Annotated in this window: 16 protein-coding genes; 7 read left to right on the forward strand and 9 right to left on the reverse strand. The window is 75.4% G+C overall.

Annotated features, from left to right (window positions below; translation table 11 throughout):
- Nucleotides 1-247 precede the first annotated feature (247 nt).
- Nucleotides 248-844: a TetR/AcrR family transcriptional regulator gene (locus tag ACFZAU_RS32640; protein ID WP_500555165.1), complete on the reverse strand. Its 597-nt coding sequence runs from the start codon at nt 842-844 to the stop codon at nt 248-250.
- A 205-nt stretch (nt 845-1,049) separates the two neighbouring features.
- Between ACFZAU_RS32640 and ACFZAU_RS32645 the strand changes: the two genes are divergently transcribed.
- The gene (locus ACFZAU_RS32645) at nt 1,050-1,970 is read left to right on the forward strand and encodes an NAD(P)-dependent oxidoreductase (RefSeq protein ID WP_500555166.1); all 921 of its coding nucleotides are present in this window, start codon (nt 1,050-1,052) and stop codon (nt 1,968-1,970) included.
- Nucleotides 1,967-2,833 carry an SCO6745 family protein gene (locus tag ACFZAU_RS32650; RefSeq protein WP_500555167.1) on the forward strand — a complete coding sequence of 289 codons (867 nt, stop codon included), beginning with the start codon at nt 1,967-1,969 and terminating at the stop codon, nt 2,831-2,833. Before ACFZAU_RS32645 ends, ACFZAU_RS32650 begins: the two co-directional genes overlap by 4 nt.
- A 22-nt stretch (nt 2,834-2,855) precedes the next feature.
- On the opposite strand, the gene ACFZAU_RS32655 is transcribed toward ACFZAU_RS32650, so the two are convergent.
- The 3 genes from ACFZAU_RS32655 to ACFZAU_RS32665 all read right to left on the reverse strand — a co-directional run bounded on the left by ACFZAU_RS32655 (nt 2,856) and on the right by ACFZAU_RS32665 (nt 5,257).
- Nucleotides 2,856-3,254 carry an SsgA family sporulation/cell division regulator gene (locus ACFZAU_RS32655; protein ID WP_500555168.1) on the reverse strand — a complete coding sequence of 133 codons (399 nt, stop codon included), beginning with the start codon at nt 3,252-3,254 and terminating at the stop codon, nt 2,856-2,858.
- A 55-nt stretch (nt 3,255-3,309) separates the two neighbouring features.
- On the reverse strand, nt 3,310-3,804 hold the full coding sequence (locus ACFZAU_RS32660) for an ATP-binding protein (protein ID WP_500555169.1): 495 nt from the start codon (nt 3,802-3,804) through the stop codon (nt 3,310-3,312).
- A gap of 100 nt (nt 3,805-3,904) precedes the next feature.
- Nucleotides 3,905-5,257: a PP2C family protein-serine/threonine phosphatase gene (locus ACFZAU_RS32665; protein ID WP_500555170.1), complete on the reverse strand. Its 1,353-nt coding sequence runs from the start codon at nt 5,255-5,257 to the stop codon at nt 3,905-3,907.
- Between the two features lie 316 nt (nt 5,258-5,573).
- Here ACFZAU_RS32665 and ACFZAU_RS32670 point away from each other — a divergent pair, with 316 nt between their 5' ends.
- Nucleotides 5,574-7,121, forward strand: a complete 1,548-nt coding sequence (locus tag ACFZAU_RS32670) for a GMC family oxidoreductase (RefSeq protein ID WP_500555171.1) — start codon at nt 5,574-5,576, stop codon at nt 7,119-7,121.
- A 66-nt stretch (nt 7,122-7,187) separates the two neighbouring features.
- Here ACFZAU_RS32670 and ACFZAU_RS32675 read toward each other — a convergent pair whose 3' ends face one another.
- Both ACFZAU_RS32675 and ACFZAU_RS32680 read right to left on the reverse strand, forming a co-directional pair.
- On the reverse strand, nt 7,188-9,938 hold the full coding sequence (locus tag ACFZAU_RS32675) for a helix-turn-helix transcriptional regulator (RefSeq protein WP_500555172.1): 2,751 nt from the start codon (nt 9,936-9,938) through the stop codon (nt 7,188-7,190).
- A gap of 98 nt (nt 9,939-10,036) precedes the next feature.
- The gene (locus ACFZAU_RS32680; protein ID WP_500555173.1) at nt 10,037-10,636 is read right to left on the reverse strand and encodes a TetR/AcrR family transcriptional regulator; all 600 of its coding nucleotides are present in this window, start codon (nt 10,634-10,636) and stop codon (nt 10,037-10,039) included.
- A gap of 283 nt (nt 10,637-10,919) precedes the next feature.
- On the opposite strand from ACFZAU_RS32680, the gene ACFZAU_RS32685 reads away from it, so the two are divergent.
- A complete protein-coding gene (locus ACFZAU_RS32685) occupies nt 10,920-12,194 on the forward strand; it encodes an MFS transporter (RefSeq protein ID WP_500555174.1) in 1,275 nt (424 codons plus the stop codon).
- 85 nt (nt 12,195-12,279) lie between these two features.
- Here the strand turns inward: ACFZAU_RS32685 and ACFZAU_RS32690 are convergent, their stop codons facing one another.
- Complete coding sequence (locus ACFZAU_RS32690) at nt 12,280-12,732, reverse strand: lipocalin-like domain-containing protein (RefSeq protein WP_500555175.1); 453 nt, start codon at nt 12,730-12,732, stop codon at nt 12,280-12,282.
- 94 nt (nt 12,733-12,826) lie between these two features.
- Here ACFZAU_RS32690 and ACFZAU_RS32695 point away from each other — a divergent pair, with 94 nt between their 5' ends.
- A complete protein-coding gene (locus ACFZAU_RS32695; RefSeq protein WP_500555176.1) occupies nt 12,827-13,456 on the forward strand; it encodes a cysteine hydrolase family protein in 630 nt (209 codons plus the stop codon).
- A 1-nt stretch (nt 13,457) separates the two neighbouring features.
- Entirely contained in the window at nt 13,458-15,035 is a 1,578-nt protein-coding gene (locus ACFZAU_RS32700) for an aldehyde dehydrogenase (NADP(+)) (protein ID WP_500555177.1), read from the forward strand.
- Nucleotides 15,036-15,058: 23 nt separating this feature from the next.
- On the opposite strand, the gene ACFZAU_RS32705 is transcribed toward ACFZAU_RS32700, so the two are convergent.
- Nucleotides 15,059-17,707: a tetratricopeptide repeat protein gene (locus tag ACFZAU_RS32705; RefSeq protein ID WP_500555178.1), complete on the reverse strand. Its 2,649-nt coding sequence runs from the start codon at nt 17,705-17,707 to the stop codon at nt 15,059-15,061.
- A 63-nt stretch (nt 17,708-17,770) separates the two neighbouring features.
- Nucleotides 17,771-18,799, reverse strand: coding sequence for a terpene synthase family protein (locus ACFZAU_RS32710; RefSeq protein WP_500555179.1), 1,029 nt, complete (start codon nt 18,797-18,799; stop codon nt 17,771-17,773).
- Between the two features lie 280 nt (nt 18,800-19,079).
- Here ACFZAU_RS32710 and ACFZAU_RS32715 point away from each other — a divergent pair, with 280 nt between their 5' ends.
- Entirely contained in the window at nt 19,080-19,622 is a 543-nt protein-coding gene (locus ACFZAU_RS32715) for a hypothetical protein (RefSeq protein WP_500555180.1), read from the forward strand.
- Nucleotides 19,623-19,667 lie beyond the last annotated feature (45 nt).

Genomic DNA, 19,667 nt, shown 5'->3' on the forward strand with positions numbered 1-19,667 from the left:
GTCCAGAAGGCCATCGGCGCGCAGCCCGCGTCGGCCTTCGCGTCAGCGGCACGCATCGCGGCGGGCATCCGGACGGCCGCCGCGAGCGACAGCCCGCCGCTGCGGCTGGCCCTCGGCGTCGCCGGCGCGGACGCGATGCGCAACGCCCTGAGCGCGCGCCTGGCCGAGCTGGACGCCTGGGCCGGGACCACCCGCGCGGTCGACGCCTGACGGGCTGCCGCACGCCACGGGCCGGCGGCCCGCCGGTTCAGCCGCGCGGTGCGACGGAGGCGTCCAGCAGCGGGCCGAGTTCGCGGGTGACGGCGGTGAGGGCGCGTACGTCACGTTCCGCCCTGGCGATGACGACGGCACCCTCGATGGCGCTGATCATCAGCGTCGCCAGCGACGGTGCCCGCCCGGCCGGCACGCCCATCCCCTCCAGCGCCCCGGCGACGGGCCCGGTCCAGGTCGCGAAGGCGGCGGCCGCCGCGGTACGGGTGGCGTCGGAGGTCCCGGCGCAGTCCACGGTGGCGGCGGCGACCGGGCAGCCGGCGTCGTAGCCGGAGGTCAGGAACTCGTCCGTCCACTGGCCGACCATGGCGGCGAACAGCCCCGCGGGGGTGGGCTCGGGCAGGGCGGCGAGGAAGCGGGCCACACGGTTGCCGGCGTAGCGGCCGGCCCAGCCGACGGCCTCGTTGACCAACTGCTCCTTGCCGCCGGGGAAGTAGTACTGCAGCGAACCCCGGGGCGCCCCCGCGTGGGTGGCGACGTCGCGCATGCCGGTCGCCGTGACGCCGCCGCGGCGAATGAGCTGCGCGGCGCTGAAGACCATGCGCTCGCGGGGACCCCGCTCCGAACCGGTCATCGCCGACCTCCCGCCCTCTGCCCTTCCGTCCGCCCGCGCCCGGGGTGGCGGCCGTGCCCGGTGCGCGTCAGCCTAGCGACGCGCGTCGCGCAACGGGGCCGGCGGCCGGCGCCACGGGTCTATTATGACCGCTGTCATAGCGCTTATGACAGCCGTCATAAGGCGCGGGTCGATCGGCCGGACGGGCCGGGGACGGCGGTGGGCAGTGACGGACGTGGGTTTCATCGGCCTGGGGATCATGGGGCAGCCCATGGCGCTCCGGCTGGCCGGCTCGGGGACGCGGCTCGTGGTCTGGAACCGTACGGCCGCCCGGTGCGCCCCGCTGCGCGCGGCCGGGGCCGAGGTGGCCGACGGGCCCGGCGCGGTGTGCGACCGGGCCCGCGTGGTGGTCCTGATGCTCGCCGACGGCGCCGCCGTCGACGCCGTCCTGGGCCGCGGCACCCCGGACTTCGCGGCCCGGGTCGCCGGGCACGTCGTCGTGCACATGGGGACCACCTCGCCCGCGTACTCGCATGGCCTGGAGGCCGCCGTGCGCGCGGCGGGCGGCCGCTACGTCGAGGCTCCGGTCTCCGGCTCCCGCAAGCCCGCGGAGGCGGGGCAGCTCGTGACGATGCTCGCCGGTGACCCGGAGGCGGTGGAGGAGGTGCGGCCGCTGCTCGCCCCGGTGTGCCGGGAGTCGTTCGTCTGCGGTCCCGTGCCCGGGGCGCTACTGATGAAGCTCTCGGTGAACCTCTTCCTGATCACGATGGTCACCGGGCTCACCGAGGCCTTCCACTTCGCGGAACGCCAGGGCCTGGACACCGGGCAGTTCCTCGACGTCCTGGACGCCGGGCCGATGGCCAGCGCGGTGTCGCGGATGAAGGCACCGAAACTGCGGGAGCGCGACTTCTCCGCGCAGGCCGCCGCGGCGGACGTGCTGCACAACAACCGCCTCATCGCCGAGGCGGCCCGGGCGTCCGGCCTGGCCTCGCCGCTGCTGGACGTCTGCCACGCCCTCTTCGGCGAGACCGTGGAACAGGGCGGCGGACGTGCGGACATGGTGGCCGTCCTGCGGGCGATCGAGGCCAGGACGGACCTCTCCGGCGACCTGGTCGCCGACGTGCCGCAGGGAGGTGGCCGGCGATGAGCGCGACCGTCACGCCGGCGGAGGCCGCCGCCACCGCCCGGCGCGTCTGGCGGCTCGCCGAACCGGTGCACGCCGTCACCTACTTCGCGCCCGAGGCGCGCGCCGCGTACGAGGAGGCGGGGCTGCGCGGCTACTGGCGCGGGTACTTCGCAGGTCGCGCGGCACCCCTCGGCCCGGTCGGCCCGGAGCCCGTCGTGGCCGCCTTCTTCGGCTTCGCGCCGGGCATGGTGGCCCGCGCCCTGCCCGGCGTCTGGGCTCTCGCGCCGCCCGAGCGCGCGCTGGAGGCGCGACGGCGCGGGGCGGGCGCCGCCCTGCGGCGGCTGCTGGCGGGGCGGGAGGCCGCGGTGGCGGAGGCGGTGGAGCTGCTGCGCCAGGTGACCGGCGGACTCGACATCGCGGGCCGCGTCCTCGCCGCCGCGAACCTGGCGCTCCCCTCCCCCGGCGACCCGCTCGACGCCCTCTGGCACCAGGCCACCCTGCTGCGCGAGCACCGCGGCGACGGCCATGTCGCGGCGCTCGTCGCCGCGGGCCTGGACGGGTGCGAGGCGCTGGTGCTGCGCACGGGCATCGACCTGCCGCGTACGGAACTTCAGCCGCACCGCGGGTGGACCGACGGGGAGTGGGACGCCGCGGCGGCCCGCCTCGCCGCCCGCGGCCTGCTCGGCGCGGACGGGTCCGCGACGGTCGCGGGGCGGGAGGCGCACCGGGAACTGGAGGAGGCCACCGACCGCGCCGCCGGGCGGCCGTGGGAGGCGTCGGCCCCGGAGGCCGTCGAACGGCTCGTCACGGTGCTGTCCGCCGTGGCGCGGGCCTGCGCGGTGGCGCTGCCGTACCCGAACCCGATGGGCGTGCCCGCCCCCTGAGGGGTGGCTCAGGCGGCCCGCCTCAGGCCGACAGCAGCCCGGCGATGCAGGCGTCCCAGTCGATGCGGGTGCCCTCGGTGCCCAGCGGGACGAGTCGCGCGGTCGCGGCCAGAAAAGCGGCGAGCTCGCCCGTGGCGACCTGCAGGACGGCCGTGCCGCCGGGGCCGGCGAGGGTGATCAGGGTGTGGGCGTGGCCGCCGGGTTCGACGTGGACGTCGCCGTCCCCGGCGGAGGCCGCGAGCCCGGCCAGCAGCAGCTCACGGGAGAGCACCCACTCCGCCTCGTCGGCACCGCCCGGGCCGAAGCGCATGCGGACGGTGTACGGGTCGTCGGCCCGGTACTCGCAGTCCGCCGACAGATCGAGGAACCGCCGGGTCCCGGTGATCAGCCGCAGGGACAGGCGCTCGGTGAGTGCTCGCATGGACGCCCCCTCATGGGCCCGGTTCGGCCGCGTCGCCGTTCGGCCCTGTTGCCGTTCAGCAGCATGTCGTTGCCCTGCGCTTGCCCCGGGACGGGCGGTCCGGGCCGGGGCGACGGGGAAGATTTCGTGAAGGCTCGGCGAGCTCGCCACCGGGCGGCGTGAAACAGGCCGTGATCGTCTTGCCGTTCGTCCGGGTTCGGGCGTGGAAGTGGTCCGCGACGGCGTTCACCAGCGCCAGTCCGCGCCCTCCGGTGGCGGTCCACTCGGGGAGCCGCACGACGGGCACCTGGTGGTCGGCGTCGTGGACGCTCACGTGCAGGCGGCTGCCGTCCCAGGTCAGGACGAGGTCGGCGGCGCTGTGCGCGTGGACGTGCGCGTTGGTCACCAGTTCCGACACCGTGAGCAGCACGTCGTCGACCGTTCCGGGGGCGTGCGCCGTCCAGTCGAGGGTGGCCAGATGCTCACGCGTCCAGTGCCGGCCGGCGCGCGCCCCGCCCGACGCCGGGAAGGACCTCGCCCAGCCGACCGCCTTCATGGAACCGCCGGTCATCGGAGTCTCCCTCCGCCACGGGATGCGGCGACGCCGCCCCGGTCGGGGCTCCTGCCCCAGGGGCGGGGTGGGCGAAACGGCGGTTCACCCGGGTGCCCCCTCAAGAGTGCCGGTCCGGCGCCATGACGTCGGCCGCGCCGGGGAGTTCACCGCCGATCGCGGGCACCGGGGGCAGGGCTCCGTCCGTCGCGCGCTGCGGCAGCGGCACCCCGGCGACGGCCGCCGCGCCTTCGGTGCTGTCCGGGGAGCACCCCAGCCATGCGCAGAACAGCACCGTCGCGTCGTCCTGGAACTCGCCCACCTGGTGGTCCGACACCCGGCGCATCAGCCGGCACAGGGTCTCGGGCAGCGGCAGCCGGTCGGCGTGGTGGCGGATGAGGAAGTCGAGGAACCCGGTGAGGCCGAACTCCCCGCCGGTGACGGTACGCGCCTCCGGGATGCCGTCGGTGTACATCACCAGGCGGTCGCCCGGCTCCAGTTGCTCACGGCACACCTGCGGTGCCACGCCGAGTCCCAGTCCCATGGGGTCGCCGGGCGAGCAGGCGAGTTCGGCGACCCAGCGGCCGCCGCGGATGAGGATCGGCGGGTGGTGGCCGCGGTTGACCCATTCGAAGAGGCCGGTCCCGGTGTCGAGGCGGGCGACGACGCCGGTGGCGTAGCGCGTCCCCTCGAACTGCTCGACCACCGCCCGCTCGATCTCCTCGGTGATCTCGACCAGGTCCGCCTTGCGGCGGCGCGCGTTGCGGCTGGCGCCCATGGCGAGGCTCGCGGTCAGTCCGGCCGCGGTGTCGTGCCCCATCGCGTCGAAGATCGACAGGTGGACCACCGGCCCGTCGAGCGCGTAGTCGAAGGCGTCGCCCCCGACCCGGTAGGCGGGTTCCAGCGCCGCGGAGATGACCACCCGGCCGTCCGAGTACGAGCGCGGCGGCAGCAGGCGCCACTGCATCTCGGCGGCCACGTTCATCGCCTCGGTGCGCACCGTGCGGGCGTACACGTCGCTGTAGTCGCGCTTGGCGGTGACGATGAGGGCCACCGCGTCGGCCAGCGACTGCACGTCCTCGCGGGTGCGCAGGTCGTCGCCCTCGGTCGTCACGCGGAGCAGGCCCAGCCGTTCCGAACCGCCCAGCAGCGGCGCCCACCAGCGGCACTTGCCGGGGCAGGAGGAGACGGCGGGGAGCAGCCGGCCGTACTGGAAGGCGCGGCCGGGCACCGTGCCCTCGATCCGCAGCTCGGCGCTGTGGTTGCGCCGGCACTCGTCCGCGCCGTCCTCGGCGAGATTGCGCAGTACACGGCGCTGGAGGTCGGCGAGGTAGATCGTCACGTGGTCGAGGCCGGCCGGCAGGGCGTGCTCGGCCACCTTGGCCGGCAGTTGCTCCAGGGGCATCAGGTGGCTGTCGGCCAGCAGGCCCGCCAGCATCCGGTGACCGAGCCGATCCCTGTCCTGAACCGTCACCCTGTGCTCCTCGCCGCCCGCCCGCGGAGCCGGTGTTCCGGCGACCGCGCCCGGGCCGGGTGGCCAACGTCCTGAACCCCTCCCATCGTACGCACACCGGGCACAAGGGATGTAACGGGCGGATCCCTGCGGTCAGGGCCCTCGGCGGGGGGCGCCGCAGGCGCCCGATGACGTACGGCGGTACGGATGGCGGGGCGCCCCGCGGAGCGCCGTTACGTAGCTTGACGGACGCCTTTCGGCGGGTTTCGCCCTAGTTTTTGCTGTGTCCGCGGCCGAGGACCGGGCGACCGCGGACGCGTCGACACGGAGGTCTGCGATGACGGCTTACGACTACATCGTCGTCGGTGGCGGGAGCGCGGGGTGCGTGCTCGCCGCGCGTCTCTCGGAGGGTGGACGGTTCCGGGTGCTGCTCCTGGAGGCGGGGCCGGCCCGGGCCACGACGGGCTCGTCCGCGTGGTGGACGCGATCGGTCGGCAGCGGCATGGACTGGGGCGACCGGACGGTGGCGCAGCGCGGGGCGGGCCGTGCCGTGCTGCCGTACCCGCGCGGGAAGGCGCTCGGCGGATCGAGCACCATCAACGCCATGGTCCACCTGCGGGGGCACCGGACCGGCTACGACGCTTGGGAGCGGGCGGGCGCGACCGGCTGGAACTTCGACACCCTGCTGCCCTATCTGCGGCGCAGCGAGCGGGCGGCGGGCCGTGACCCGGCGTTCCGCGGCACCGAAGGGCCCATGCGGGTGGCGCCTCCGCACCGGGTCCACCCGCTGTCCCCCGCGTGCCTGAGCGCCGTCCAGGCGGCGGGGCACCCCATCAGCACCGACCTCAACGGCCGCCACCAGCAGGGCGGCGGCTGGCTGGACCTGAACATCGTCGACGGGGCCCTGCAGAGCGCCGCCGACGCCTATCTGCGGCCGGTGCTGCACCGGCCGGGCCTGACCGTGGTCACCGGGGCGCAGGTGCACCGGCTGCTGGTGCACCACGGGCAGTGCACGGGCGTGGAGTACCGCCGGGACGGCGCCGTCGAACGGGCGGGGGCGGAGCGCGAGGTCGTCCTCGCCGCCGGTGCGGTCGGTTCACCGCACCTGCTCATGCTGTCGGGGATCGGCCCCGCCGACGAACTGCGGACGCACGGCATCGGCGTCGAGGCGGACCTCCGCGAGGTCGGCGGCAATCTGCACGACCATCCGGTCACCGTCGTCAACTTCTCCGCCTCCCGCGAGGTACCCGCCCCGACGGGGCCCGCGTTCGACGCCGCCGCCGCGCTGTGCAGCACGCACGCGGACACCGCCCCCGACATCCAGCTGCTGTTCCTGTGCGCGCCCTATGTGCCGCCGACGCTGGGGGGCGCGGAGAACGGCTACAGCTTCGTGGTGGGCCTGATGACGCCCCGCAGCCGCGGCTCGGTCCGCCTGGCCGGGGCGGACCCGCGCAGCGCGCCGCTGGTCGACCCGAACTTCCTCTCCTCGCGTTCCGACGTCGAGCGCCTGATCAGGGGGGTGCGCATGGCCCAGGAGATCGGCAGCGAGCCGGTGCTGAACGTGTGGCGCAAGGAGGAGGTCCTGCCGGGGCCGACCGCCTTCAGCCACGGGCTCCTGGAGGACTACGTGCGGCGCAGCGTCGGCAGCTTCTTCCACCCGGGCGGCACCTGCCGCATGGGGTCCGACGACCACGCCGTCGTCGATCCGGAGCTCCGGGTGAACGGCGTGTCGGGGCTGCGGGTCGCGGACGCCTCCGTGATGCCGTCCCCGGTGTCGGCGCACCCGAACGCGACCGTGCTGGCCGTCGCGGAACGGGCGGCCGACCTCATCAGGGGCGACACGGAGGACGGGGCCGGCGGCGCGGCGGGACGTGCCGCCGCGTGATCCGTGCCGCGGCCGGGTTCGGGGGCCCCGGTGGCTCGGAGTCCCCGGGTCTCAGGACCCGGGCGCTCAGGACCCCGGGGGGAAGAAGCGGGCCAGCCGGCTGCGTGAGGTGACGCCGAGCTTGGGGAAGATCCGCGACAGGTGGGTGCTGACGGTGCGGTGGGAGACGTAGAGCCGCGCGCCGATCTCCTTGTTGGACAGCCCTTCGGCGGCCAGCATCGCGATCTGCAGTTCCTGCGGGGTGAGCCGGTCGGCGGCGCGGGGCGAGCGCTGCCGGGTGGTCTCGCCGGTGGCCTCCAGCTCCTGCCGCGCCCGCCGGCTCCACGCCGCCGCGCCCAGGTCGTCGAAGGCGTCCCGGGCGGCCCTCAGCGGGGCCCGGGACTCCAGCACGCGGCGCTGCCTGCGCAGCCACTCGCCGTACGCGAGCCGCAGGCGCGCCCGTTCCAGGGACCAGCCCGCGAGGTCGGCGTCCAGGGCGGAGGCGAAGGCGGCCTCGCCCTCGTCCCCGTGGGCCAGCACCGCCCGGGCGTGACGGGCGGCCAGCCGCACGCGGGCCGCGGGCGTCCGGCCGGCCAGCGGTGCGAGACGTTCCAGCACCGCTCGCGCGTCCTCCTTCTCGCCGCAGTGCGCGGCGGCCTCGGCGAGGTCGCCCACGGTCCACAGCGCCGTCATCACATGGTGCCCGGCGTCGGCGGGGTCGGCCAGCCACCGCAACTGGGCGTAGGCCTCGGCGTGTTCACCGCTGCAGGACAGCGCCGTGCCGCGGGCCATGCGCACCGTCGCGTGCAGGAGGGGCGAGTTCAGGCGGACGGCGATGGTCCGGGCCTGCCCGATCAGCCGGTGGGCGGTCGCCGCGTCGTCGCGCAGGGCGGCGACGCAGCCGAGCACGGTGAGCGCGGTGGCCTCCCATTCGGGCTGGCCGGTCTCCCGGGCGAGCCTGCGCGCCTCGTCCGCGTCCAGGCGTGCCGGATCGCATCGGCCGGTGGCCGCGCGTCCCGAGGCGCGCAGGGCCAGCGCCTCCGCGAGGGACGCCAGCCGCCCCTGGTGGCGGAGGCGTTCGACGGCGGCGGTGAGGAAGGGGTCCGCGCGTTCCGGCGCCCCGACGCACCACAGCGCGCGGGCCGTGGTGTGCAGCGCCGCGGAGTCGTCCGTCCGGTCGGCCACGGCACGGGCGGCGTCCAGCACCGCGGCGGCGCGCTCGACGGGCGCGGCGTGCGCGGCAATCAGCAGCATGGCGGCGCACGCCGTGTCGCAGCGGCCGTCCCGTTCGGCGGCCAGCCGGTCGGCGGCGCGCAGGACCTCCTCGTGCAGCGCGGACTCCCCGTTGCCCCGGTAGAGGTGGGCGGCGGCGGCACCCGTGAGCCGGACCGACAGGGCCGTCTCGCCGTCGGCGCGCATGCGTTCGGCGGTGCGGAGCAGCGTGCGCACGGCGACCGGCTCCCGGCCTCCGCAGATGATCAGGGACTCCGAGATCCACAGCAGGCGGGCGGTGTCCTTGGGCGTCAGCTCCAGCCGCTCGGTGATGCGCACCAGGCGGCGGACGAGGTCGCGGCGGCCGAGGCCGACAGCCAACTCCGCGCTGCGCAGCAGGAGGTCGGCCTGACGGCCGGCGTCGGCGAAGGCGGCGGCGTGCTCGAAGGCGTGCACGGCCGCGACGACGGCGCCCCGCCGCAGCGCCCGTTCCCCGCACCGTTCCAGGCCCTCGGCGACGGCCCCGTCCGGGGGAACGGTGCACGCGGCCAGGTGCCACACGGCGCGGTCGGGCCGAGCGGCGTGGACCGTGGCGAGCGCGGCGTGCACGGCGTTGCGCTGCGTGACGGAGGCGGCCTGGTGGATCGCGGAGCGCACCAGGGGATGCCGGAAGCGCACGGTGTCCCGGTCGACGTGGACGAGCCCGGCGTCCACGGCCGGTTCGAGGCCGTCAACGGTGACGGGGCCGCCGGTCACGGTGGTGGCGGCGGCCAGGACGTCACCGGTGGCCCCCTCGGTGTCGAGGGCGGCGGCCAGCAGCAGGGTGCGGGTCGTCTCCGGCAGGTCCAGGATACGGGTCTCGAAGGCGCCTTGGAGATTGACGGTCAGCGGCAGCCAGCGCGGGATGACCGCGACGGACTCCAGTCCCCCGGCGGCCAGGGGGAGTTCGACCAGGGCCAGCGGATTGCCGTCGGCCTCCTCCAGCAGCCGTGCGCGGACGAACGGGGCGAGCGCCGGCGCGCCGGCGTCCAGCAGTCGCGCGGCGTGGTCGGCGTCGAGCCGACTCACCGTCAGTTCCCCGACGCCTTCCCACAGCGGCGGCTCCGACTCTCCCTGGGTGGCGGCGGCCAGCAGCACGACGGGGTCCGAGGACAGCCGGCGGGCGACGAAGGCGAGCAGGTCGCTGGTGGACCGGTCGAGCCACTGGACGTCGTCGACGAGCAGGAGCAGCGGCCGGTCGGCGGCGCACTCCGCGAGGAGGTCGAGCACGGCGAGGGCGATGCGGAAGGGCTCGGGGCTGCCGCCGTCGCGCAGGCCGACCGCAGCGAGCAGCGTCTCGCGCTGCTGCCCGGGGAGGCGGCCGGTGTCCTGGAGCACTGGGCGCAGCAGTTGGTGGAGCCCCGCGAACGGCAGGTGGGACTCGGCCTGCACACCGGCCAGAGCGAGCACCCGCCGTCCCTGCTCGGCCGCCCGGTCCTGGGCGAGGGCCAGCAGCGTGGTCTTGCCGATCCCGACCTCGCCCCGCAGCACCAATGCGCCGCCGTGGCCGTCCACGGGGCGCAGTAGGGCCTCGATCGCCTCGGTCTCGGCCTGCCGGCCGACCAGGGAGGGGATCCGTGTCGCCATGGTCCGCCCTCGCGGCTTCCCGGTACTCGTACCCTCACCACCGTACAAGGGGATGAAAGGGTTCATTCCCACCGGGCCGCTGGGGGCGGGGGGTGCGGTCAGACCTCGGCCGGTGCGGGCGCGGGCGCGTCCGCGTCCTTCAGACGTCCGGCGACCATGGTCAGGATCTCGTCGGAGAGCCCGGGGTCGGCGACCGCGCGCGAGATCAGCATCGCGCCGACGAGGGCGCTGAGGGTGACCATGGCGTCGGCCTGGGCGGCTTCGGGGTCGTCGCCCTGCGCCGCCTCACCGATGAGTTCGAGGTAGTTGCGGACCTGCTGCTCGTAGGCCTGCTTCAGCGCCTCGTCGCCGCGACCGGCGGCGGCGCCGAGGGTCACCAGGGCGCAGCCGGTACCGGGGGCGTCCCGGTGGCGGGCGCTGAGGTAGGCGTCGATGAGGCCCGAGCGGGGCGCCTCGGGGTCCCTTCGGGCGGCCGCGGCCATCTTGTCCTCGCCGTCGGCCAGGGCCAGCGCGGCGGCCTGGCCGATCAGGTCGTCGCGCGACGTGAAGTGCTTGTAGAAGCCGCCGTGGGTGAGCCCGGCCTCCTGCATGAGCTCCGCGACGCCCGGGCGTGTCATGCCCTCCTCGCGGATCCGGCGGGCGGCGATCCGCAGGACCTTCTCACGCGACTCGGCCTTCGCTGCCTGCGAGTGACCCATCGCCTGACCTCCCGGGTGCTACGTCGGACCGGGCCGACCCATGTGGATGACGGACATCATACACCGCCCCACCGGAACACCCCGGGGGCCGCACCCAGGGCCCGCACGACCCTCGTACGGCCCTCGTACGACCCTCGTGCGGGCCTTTGACATTCAGGATGACACGCATCATCCTGTTTGTGAGGATGACATCGATCATCCAGGAGCGCATCCGTCGCGGGCCTCCACCGGAGCAGGCCCCGCCACCGCTCCCCTCCCGCCCGCGAACCCTCCGCGAGGACCCATGACCACCGCAGCAACCCGGCCCGGCGTCAAGCGGGGAACCCTCCCCGTCTTCGCCACGGCGACGGCGATCACGGTCGCCAACATCTACTTCACCCAGCCCCTCCTCGACCAGATCGCCCGGGGCTTCGGCATCTCCGCCTCCGCCGCGGGCCTCGTGGCCACGGCGGGGCAGATCGGCTACGCGCTGGGCATCGTGGCCGTCGTCCCGCTCGCCGACCGGGCCCGGCTGCGCCGGCTGTCCCGGGTCCTGCTGGCGGTGACCGCCGTCGCGCTCCTCGCGGGTGCCGCGGCGCCGTCCGTCGCCCTGCTGGGCATGGCGACCCTCGTCCTGTCGGCGAGCACGGTGCTCCCGCAGGTGATCATGCCGACGGTCGCGTCCATGGCCGCCCCGGGCCAGGCCGGACGGGTCCTCGGGGCGGTCGGCACGGGGCTGACGATGGGCGCCCTGCTCTCGCGCACCGCCTCCGGGCTCATCGCCGAGGCCGCGGGCACCTGGCGGGCCGGCTTCCTGGTCGCGGCGGCGGCCACGGCCGCGCTGCTGCTGGTCCTCCCCCGCTACATGCCGGCCGGGCGGCCCGACGGGGCCGCGGCCTCCGGCGGCTACGGGCGGCTGCTGGCCTCGCTCCCCCGACTGCTCGTGGACCACGCCCCCTTGCGCCTGTCGGCCGCGCTGGGTGCGACGCTCTTCGCCTCCTTCTCCGCCTTCTGGTCCACGCTCGCCTTCCACCTCACCGCACCGCCGATCGGGCTGGGCCCGGCCGTGGTCGGCCTCTTCGGCCTGTGCAGCGTTCCGGGCGCACTCGCCGCCCGCTACTCGGGACGGCTCACCGACCGCTGGGGCCCGCTCGCGGTCAACGCCCTCTCCGCCGTCTCGGCGGTGGCGGCCTTCGTCCTCTTCGGGGCCGCGGGGCGGTCGCTCGTCGTCCTCGCCGTCGGCTGCAACCTCCTCGGCTACGGGGTGACCAGCGGCCAGATAGCCAACCAGGCCCGCATCTTCACCGCGGCACCGGCGATCCGGGGGCGGCTCAACACGGTGTACATGTTCGCGGTCTTCGCCGGCGGCGCCGTCGGTTCGGCCGTCGCCGGCGTGCTCTTCTCGGCCCGCGGCTGGCACGGCGTGGTGGCGGGCGGCCTGGGCTTCCTGCTCCTCGCGGGCCTGACGCTCGCCCGGTACGGCCTGCGCGCCCGCCGTACCGGCACCCGCCGGGGTGACGACGCCCGGCCCGGCGGGACGGACGCGGACAGCGCCGCGGCTCCCGCCGTACGCGCGTAGTCGCCTCCCGTACGCGGACGCGGAACGCGGGCCATGGCGCCCGCGCTCCGCGTCCGCGTACGGGGTCGCGCAGCGGGGACGGCCGCTACCGTCCCGCGCGCTCCCAGGTCAGCACGCCCGTGCGGAGCGCGCCCCAGATCCTGCCGGGGCCGGGCAGGCTCAGCCGCAGCCGGCGTCCTGCCAGGTCGGCGATCCGCTTCTGGGAGCCGCCCACCCAGTTGGGGAACAGGCTCATCTCGACGTGGTGCACGACCGTGTCCGCCGCCGGGACCTCGAAGGTGCCGGCGTACGCGAGGTAGCCCGCGGCCGCCGCGGCCAGTTCCCCGGGCAGCCCCTCCTCCAGCCGCCCGTGGCGGAACTCCGGGCGCCCGGCCTGCATGATCTGGGCCGCCATGCACCCGTCCGGGCCGTAGGTGAGCAGGCCCCGGGGCTGCGGCCCGAAGGGCTCGACGACCTCTCCGGTCACGACGTCGGTGGCCTCGTAGGAGACCAGGCGCCAGCCGCCGGTCAGGGATGCGCGCAGTTCGTCAGGGGTCATCTCGGTGCCTCGCCGTCGTTCCTTGACTTCCAGGATGACGAGAGTAATCCTGAATGAGGATGATGCAAATAATCCAGATGGGAAGGGACCCGTCATGACCGACACCTACGACCCCACGCGCACGGCGATCCTGCTGGTCGACCCCTACAACGACTTCCTGTCCGAGGGCGGCAAGGTCTGGCCCGTGCTGGAGCCCGTCGCCACCGAGGTCGGCCTGCTCGGCAACCTGCGCGCCGTCGTCGGCGCGGGGCGCGCCGCGGGCCACAAGGTCTTCTTCGTTCCCCACCGCCGCTGGCAGGAGGGCGACTACGAGGACTGGCGGCACCCCAATCCGACGCACCGCCTCATCCAGGAGCGGCACACCTTCGCCCTGGGCACCTGGGGCGGCGAGTTCCACCCCGACTTCCGGCCCGCAGAGGGGGACGTGGTCGTCCAGGAGCACTGGTCGCAGAGCGGGTTCGCCAACACCGACCTGGACTTCCGGCTCAAGCAGCAGGGCATCACGCACGTGGTCGTCGTCGGTCTGCTCGCCAACACCTGCATCGAGTCCACCGGCCGCTACGCCATGGAGCTCGGCTACCACGTCACGCTCGTCCGCGACGCCACCGCGGCCTACCGCCCCGAGATGATGCACGCCGCCCACGAGCTCAACGGCCCCACCTACGCCCACTCCATCACCACCACCGCCGACCTGCTGAAGACCCTGGGGAACGGAGACCACTGACATGCGACTGACCGGAGAGATGCTCATAGGCGCGTCGTCCGTCCCCGCGACCGAGGGCACGATGAAGGCGCTCGACCCGGCGACCGGCGAACCGCTCGGACCGGAGTTCGCGCTCGGCGGAGCGGCCGAGGTCGACCGCGCGGCGCGACTGGCCGACGCGGCCTACGACAGCTACAACCGCACCGGCCTCGCGGAGCGCGCCGCGTTCCTCGAACTCATCGCGGACCGGCTGGAGGGGATCAAGGGCGAACTGGCCGAGCGGGCGGCCCTGGAGACGGGCCTGCCGGCCGCACAACTGGAGGCGGAGGCGGTCAAGTCCGCTGGCCAGTTCCGGCAGTTCGCCGACGTGGTCCGGCAGGGCCGCTTCCGGCAGGCCGCCGTCGACCCGGCCCAGCCGGAACGCCGGCCGAGGCCGCGCACGGACCACCGCATGCAGAGGATCGCGATCGGACCGGTGGCGGTCTTCGGCGCGAGCAACTTCCCGGTCTCGTACTCGGTCGCGGGTGGCGACACCGCCGCCGCGCTCGCCGCGGGCTGCCCGGTGATCCTCAAGGCCCACAACGCCCACCCCGGCGCCTCGGAGCTGCAGGGGCGCGTCATCCAGGGCGCCGTCGCCGACTGCGGGCTGCACGAGGGCGTGTTCTCGATGGTCCGGGGAGCCGGCAACGCGATCGGCGAGGCCCTGGTGGACCACCCGCTGGTCAAGGCGGTCACCTTCACCGGCTCCGAGGGCGGCGGAATGGCCCTGTACCGGCGGGCGCAACTGCGTCCCGACCCGATCCCGGTCTTCGCCGAGATGACCAGCGTCAACCCGACCTTCGTCCTCCCCGCGGCCCTGGCGGCGCGCGGCGGCGAGATCGGCGACGGCTTCGCCGAGCGCATGCTCGTCAACGTCGGCCAGGCCTGCCTGAAGCCCGCCGTGCTGCTGGCCGTCGACGGCCCGGGGTACGCCGAGATGCGCGAGGCGGCCGCGGCACGGGTGGGCGCCATGGGCGCGCGGACGATGCTCACCCCCGGCATCCACGACGCGTACGGCCGCGGGGCGCAGCGCCTGCGCGACTCGGGTGCCGCCACCGTGGCGGTGGGCCCGGAGGCGGAGGGCGCCCACGAGGGCCGCGCACAGCTGCTCGAGGTCGACGGGGACCGGTTCCTGGCCGAACCCGCGCTGGCCGAGGAGGTCTTCGGGCCGGCCGCGCTCCTCGTCCGGCTGAGCGGCACGGAGCAGATGACGGAGGTGGCCCGGAGCTTCCGCGGCCAGCTGTCGGCGACGATGCACCTCGAGGAGGAGGACCACCCGCAGGCCGCCCGCCTGCTGCCGGTCCTGGAGCGCCGTACCGGCCGGATCGTGGTGAACGCCTTCGCCCACCCGCAGGAGGTCGGCCACGCCACCGTCCACGGCGGCCCGTTCCCGGCGACCACCGACAGCCGGTTCACCTCCGTCGGCATGAGCGCGATCGAGCGCTTCCTGCGGCCCGTCACCTACCAGGGCTTCCCCGACGCCCTGCTCCCCGAGGCGCTGGCCCCGGACAACCCGCTCGGGCTGTGGCGGCTGGTGGACGGGCAGGTCACCCGCGGCTGACCGTGCGGCGCGGCGCGGCGCGGTCACGGGAAGCGGGCCAGCTCCTCCCGGGTCCTGGCGATCCAGGGGTGCTCCTCGCCGAGGTGGCGCACGCGGTCCTGGAGGACCTGGCGCAGCAGCCGGGCGGCGCGCGCGGCGTCGCCCGACGCACCCACCGAACAGGCGTGGGCGTTGCGGCTGTTGAGGGTGGAGGGATGGTCGTCGCCGAGGACGCGGGTGCGGTCCTGGACGAGGATCTCCAGCAGCGCCGCCGCCTCCCCGTGGCGGCCGGCGGCGGCCAGGCAGCGGGCGTGGCCGCCGCGGGCGGTGAGCGTCTGCGGGTGGTCCTCGCCCAGCCGTTCGCGGCAGTCGTCGACGAGCCGCTCGCAGCGGTCGGCGGCCTCGGCCGTACGGCCGGCCCGCAGGACGCAGCGGGCGTGGGCGGCGCGGACCGCGAACAGCTGCGGGTGCCCGGCGTCGAGGATCTGGCCGCTCTCGGTCAGCAGCGCCTCCAGGAGCCGTACGGCCTCCTCCGCCGCCCCGGCCTCGCTGAGGAACACCGCCTGGTAGCGCCGCCAGAGCAGCGGGATGGGGCTGTCCGGGCCGTGGGCGCCGGCTCCGCGGCCGTCCTGGATCAGGGCGTCGAGCAGGGCCGCCGCGCGGCCGGGGTCGCCTGCCTCGCCCAGGAACCGGGCCCGGCCGTGGCGGACGGCGAGGGTGTCCGGGTGGAGCGGGTCGAGGACCTTCAGGCAGTCCCGCAGGAGTTCCTCGAAGAGCCCCGCGGCCCGCGCGGCGTGCCCCGCCTCGCCGAGGAAGTGGGCGTGGTGGCGGCGGTTGTTGAGCGTGTAGGGGTGGTACGGGCCCTGCGTCCGGGAACGGTCGGCGACCAGGCTGTCGAAGAGCCGGGCGGCCTGTCCCGGGCGGCCGGCGTCGCCGAGCAGGTAGGCGTAGCCGTAGCGGCTGCTGAGGGTGTGCGGGTGGTCCGCGCCCAGCAGACGGGTCCGGTCGGCGAGCACGGACTGGAACTCGGCGACCGCCTCGTCGAGCCGTCCCGTCTCGCCGAGGAACAGCGCGAGGTTGTTGCGGCTGTTGAGGGTGTGGGAGTGGTCGCGGCCGAGCACGCGGGTACGGTCCGCGATGACACCGCGCAGCAGGCCGACGGCCTCCGCGGGGTGGCCGGCCATGCCGCGGTAGCGTGCGTGGGAGTTGCGGTTCTCCAGCGTCTCCTTGGCGTCGGGGCCGCCGCGTCCCTCGGCCTCCTCGACCAGTTCGCGGTAGAGGTCCGCGGCGCGCCGCGGGTCGCCCGCCTCCCCCACGCAGGTGGCGTACCACTGACGCGGCAGCTGACCGGGGTCGGCGCCGGCCTTGTCGAAGGCGGCCATGGCGTGGTGCAGGTCGCCGCGCTGGTAGGCGGTCGCGCCGATGTCCAGGGCGCGTACCGGGTCCGCGTGGTCGATGAGGATCTCCCACACCTCGTCCGGGATGCGCGGCGGGGGCACCTGCTCGTCCAGCGTCTGGTGCAGGTAGTCGAAGGCGAGGTACGCGCCGTCGTCGCGGGGCAGAAGGAGGCTGGAGGTGGCGTGCAGGGGGTCGGTGGCCCAGCTCAGCGCCTCCTCCCAGGACTCCGGCCGGAGGCTGCTGCCGCCGTGGAGTTCGAGGTGGATCTCGTGGAGGCGGCGCAGGACGTCCTCCGGCAGCGGCCGGTGGTGCCCGGCGCGCCGCGCGTCCACGGCACCGGCCACCAGGGCGGCGGCCCGCGGGCGGGCCCCGGCCGCCCAGGCGTTGCGGAAGTCGTCGAGCAACTGGGGCGCCGCGGCGAGGTACTCGGTCACCCCGCGGCTGCCGGTCCGGGCGCCGTTGACGGCGGCCCTGATCCTCGGGTCGTCGGTGTGGTGCTGGGCCCGGGCCAGCTCCGCCTCGCTCCAGGTGCGGTCGACCCGGACGACGGAGGCCAGCCGCAGCACCTCGCGGCCCGAGCGCAGGACGTCGCCGCCGGGCTCGTCGTCGGCGGCGGAGCGGGCGCCGAAGCGGATGTGCTGGCGGGCGCTCATGGTCGCCACCACGGCGACCCGGCCCGATCCGGCGTCGAGCAGCCGCTGCACATGACCTGCCGTCAGCCCGCCCGCGCCGAGGTAGTTCTCCAGGTCGTCCAGCCACACCACGGCCCGGTGCCACCGGGACACCGGGTCGACGAGCGCGACCATCGCCTCGCGGCTGTCCGGGACGACCAGCCGGTGGCGCGGGAAGTGCTTGCGCACCACCTCGTACGCCAGCCGGGTCTTGCCCGCCGTGGAGTCCCCCACCAGCAGCAGGAAGCCCCGGCCGCCGCTCAGTACCGCCTCCGCCTGCGGCATCGCGTCACGGCCGACGAACACGGGGACGCGGCCGAAGCCGGCCGTCCCGCCGCCGCCCGGCGCGGCCGGGTGGACGCCGAGACCGATGGGGTCGGCCACGTCCGCGACCAGCGGGGCCGTGCCGCGCCGGGAGATCCGCAGCAGGCCGGGCAGTGCGCGCCGGCGGCCGGCCGTCTGCTCCAGCGCCCGGCCTCCCGAGGCGGCCGCGGTCTCGGTCGCCGCCCCGGCCACCGCGCCAGGCGGGCCGAGCAGCACGGTCAGCGCCGGCCGGGCCAGCCCCGCGAGCATCCTGAGCAGCCAGCCCGCCGCGCCCGCGCTGCGGCCCCTCCCGGCAGCCATCGCGTACTCCCCCCGTTCCCCCGGTACTTCCCTGCCGTGGTGCATTCCCGGTGGCGCCGCGGGCTATCCCCCCGGGGCGCGGTAGCGGTCGGAGGCGTACGAGAAGTCGAGGAAACCGCGGGCCCAGGCGTGGATGCCGTCCGCGTACTGGCAGACCGCCGCGAGTTGGGCCGGACTGAGGTCGCCCGCGAGGGCGGTGGCGTACAGGTCGCGCGTCGCGGTGCGCAGGGCGGCGACACGGCGGGCGTGCCACAGCCGCGTCTCCTCGACGGCCTCGTCCAGCGTCAGGCCGTGGTGCCGGCGCAGGACGAGGACCAGGTTGGTGGTCTCCCCCGAGCGCAGCTCCTTCTCCACCGAGAACAGGTCGTTGGTCCAGCCGATGACGTCGGCGGCGGCCTCGCGCAGCGCGCGGCAGGCCGGCGAGTACCAGACCGCCGCGGGCAGTTCCGACTCCTGGGCGTACTCGATGAGGTCGAAGCACCAGCCGGTCGCACCGGAGACCCGCCGCCAGGCGACGTACGCCTCGGGGGTGGGCACCTCGTGGCCGGCCCGGATCCGGATCGAGTCCTGGTTGGTACGGATCCAGGCGGCCAGGTGGCGGCGGAAGCGGTCGCCCCAGGCGGGCCCCATGACGGCGGTCACGCGCGGCACCACCTCCGCGAGGACGCGGACGGCCGGCGGCGCCGACGCGGGTACGGCGCGCGCCCAGCCGCCGACGGCACGTGCCATGGCGTCGAGACGGCCGCCGGTGCCCGTGACCGGGCCGGTGTCGCTGTCGTCGTCGACGGCGAACATCCACAGCGTCAGCCGGGCCAGCTCCGTCAGCCGGGCCGGGGCCGCCCACGGCCACACGTGCCCGGCCATGGCGACCTGCCGTTCCCGGCCGGCCTGACCCGAGGTCGGCGCCGAGAGCAGGCCGGCGCGCCGGGCCCACGCCATGACCTGCGGCTCCACCTGCCCCAGGGCGGGATTGAGCCGTGACGGGCCCGGTACGTGGACGGGCCCCCCGGCCCGCTCCCGTACCGTCCCGCGGCTGTGCGCGGCCCGTCCTCCCGGGCCGTCGACACGGACGAACGCAGACGTCTTGCCCACCGAGATCCCCCCTTCCCGGGCCGTTGGCGACCCGGGCAAGGACTACGAATTCCAGCCATCCCCGTCCCGGTTCCTACCCCGCGTCCGGGCATCGGACGCCACGAACGGGCACGCGGCATCAGAACACCGTCACAGTCGGGCGAATGAGGCGGGAACCCTTTCCGTCCCCGTCGCGTCATGATCCGGGCGGGCACCGGACGTCCGTCGCTCCTTCACGTCGCATCCATGTCCACATCACCGTTCATCTCCATGTCCACCGTCACCTTCATCGAGGAGAGAAGTGCACAGACAACGCCGCCCGTACTCCGCCGCCGTGGCCGCCGCGCTCCTGGCCGCCCTGCTGGGCGCCTGCGGAAGCCCGGACTCGGTCGCCGTGGCCGGATCCAGGCCGTCGGCCGCCGCTTCCGCCGGGACGCCCACCGCGGTCGCGAAGGCGGACCCGCCCGTCACGGGGAGGCTGAACGACCACCGGCACGTGGGGCGCAGGACGACCACCGGGCGGCGCCCGCACATGGTGCAGCGGTGCACCGACCGCACGCGGCAGGTGCGGCACACGTCCTCGAGCGGTTCCGGCAAGCGCAAGTCGACCCGGACCTGGTACACCACCGAGCACTACAAGGACTGCCGGAAGGTCCAGCAGGGCACCGAGTCCTACAGCCGCGTGGTGTCGGCGGAGCGCTGGTGCGTGGAGCTGGACGACGTCGGCGGCGACCGCACCCGCGACGACGTCTGGTACAAGGTCGACTCCGCCACCTATCGCACGGCCGCCGGCTCCGAGGAGGGCACCCCGATGTCCTTCACCCCGCTGGCGAGCGGCTGCTGACGCCCCGGGGCGACGCCGGACGGCGGGCGCGGGCGTAATACGGGT

Source organism: Streptomyces sp. NPDC008238, from assembly GCF_042956445.1.
Classification (GTDB): Bacteria; Actinomycetota; Actinomycetes; order Streptomycetales; family Streptomycetaceae; genus Actinacidiphila.